This window comes from Gordonibacter pamelaeae 7-10-1-b (assembly GCF_000210055.1).
GTDB classification, from domain to species: Bacteria; Actinomycetota; Coriobacteriia; order Coriobacteriales; family Eggerthellaceae; genus Gordonibacter; species Gordonibacter pamelaeae.
In genome coordinates, this window is sequence record NC_021021.1 from 2,255,431 (window position 1) to 2,257,110 (window position 1,680).

Annotated in this window: 1 protein-coding gene and 1 tRNA gene; one reads left to right on the forward strand and one right to left on the reverse strand. The window is 67.0% G+C overall.

Annotated elements, in window-relative coordinates:
- Positions 1-369 precede the first annotated feature (369 nt).
- A tRNA-Glu gene (locus GPA_RS10470) sits at positions 370-444 on the forward strand.
- A 186-nt stretch (positions 445-630) separates the two neighbouring features.
- On the opposite strand, the gene GPA_RS10475 is transcribed toward GPA_RS10470, so the two are convergent.
- A complete protein-coding gene (locus GPA_RS10475; RefSeq protein WP_231847630.1) occupies positions 631-1,551 on the reverse strand; it encodes an EamA family transporter in 921 nt (306 codons plus the stop codon).
- Positions 1,552-1,680: the final 129 nt, after the last annotated feature.

A 1,680-nucleotide genomic window follows, 5' to 3' on the forward strand; every position in this document is an offset into this window, starting at 1 on the left:
ATCGATTGGGGGTTGCGGCCGAGCCGCCTTGTCGTTGTCCATGCCTCCATCATACCGCAACGCCCCCGCTTGTGGGCGATTTCCCGGTCCGCCGGCACCCGGATTCACGGAACGAGTGGAACCCTTCCGAAGGCGGATCGCCCGATGGTTACGGATTCGTGACGGACGGCGAACGGAAAGGTGCGCGCCCGGCCGTCCGGTAAACTGGTCGCTGGCGGCACTCCGGCGCACGGGAACTCGGAAGGCACCACCGTGCGCCGGGAGCGCCATCAGCGCTCGGTGCTTCGATGCCTGAAAAATTCACCCTTGCATTGCCGCGCGGGCTTTGCAATAATGTTCAGGCTGTTTTCCTTGGCGGAAAACGCCTTCGTCCCCATAGTCTAGAGGTCAGGACGCGGCCCTTTCAAGGCTGAGACACGGGTTCGATTCCCGTTGGGGGCACCACCCTTGCAACCCGGCTACCCTCGTGGAGTCGGGTTTTCTGTTTCATGCGAAGGATTGGCAACCGGCGGCTCGTCTGAATGCCTTGGGGAGCTCGGCATCTTTCATGCGGAACTGGCCGCCGGGGGGGGGCATTGCCTCATGCAATGCTTGGACGCCCGCGAAAGCCGCCGGTGCTCCCATGCTCTGTTATCGGGCATCTTCCGGAACGCCGGTCTTGGCGGGGAGCAGGTTCGGCAGCTGGGACACCACCACGCCGGCCAGGATGACGACGACGCCTGCGGCCTGCAGGGTGCTCACGGGCTCGCCCAGCACGAACACCGAGATGAGGATGCCGCAGGGCAGCTCCGAAGACGCCATGATGGTGGACAGGCCGGTAGGCAGGTGCGGGGTGCCGATGCCGAACAGCACCACAGGGATGAGCAGGCCGAACGCACCCAGCACGAGGCCGTACTTCCAGATGCCCGCCTGCAGTGCGCCGCTGGTGAAGTAGCCAGGGCACACGGCGAAGCCGAGGATGCACGCGCCCAGGCACACGAACAGGCCGCGTTGGATGGGCGGCAGGTCCACGCCGATGCGCCCCGACAGGAACATGAACAGCGCCGTGCTCACGGCCGAGAGCAGCCCGCACGCCACGCCGAGGGGGTCCATGGCGCCCGCCTCCTCCGAGAACAGCCCGCTGGCGAGCAGTGTGCCGCCCAGGATGATGGCGGCCGCCGCGAGCTCGGCCGTGTTCGGGCGGCGGCGCGTGACGACGATCTGGATGATCACGCCGATCCAGGTGAACTGGAACAAGAGCGTGATGGCCACGGCCACGGACAGCTTCGTGAGCGCGAAGTTGTACAGCACGCAGGTGGTGCACGTGGTCAGGCCGAGTCCCAGCAGGCGCAGCACGCCGCGCGGGGAGAGGCGCACGGGACGCTTGCCCGCAAGCGCCAGCACCGCCAGCGCCACGGCGAACAGGAGCGTGCCGAACAGCGGCTGGCTCGCCGCGACCTGCGTCCATTGGAAGCCGTCCGCGAGCGCGAACTTCACCGTGGTGGCCATGACGCCGTAGCTGGCGCCGCCCGCGAACACGAGGGCCGAGTATTTCAAGATGTTCTTCTGCATGGGCGCCATTCTAGCGCATTCCCCGCGCGGTGCACGGTTACAATAGCGCCATGCCTTACCGAACCATCACAGCCGAAAACGCCGCCGCGGCCCTGGGCGCCGCCGTGGCCTGCGCCCGCGACCTTGCGG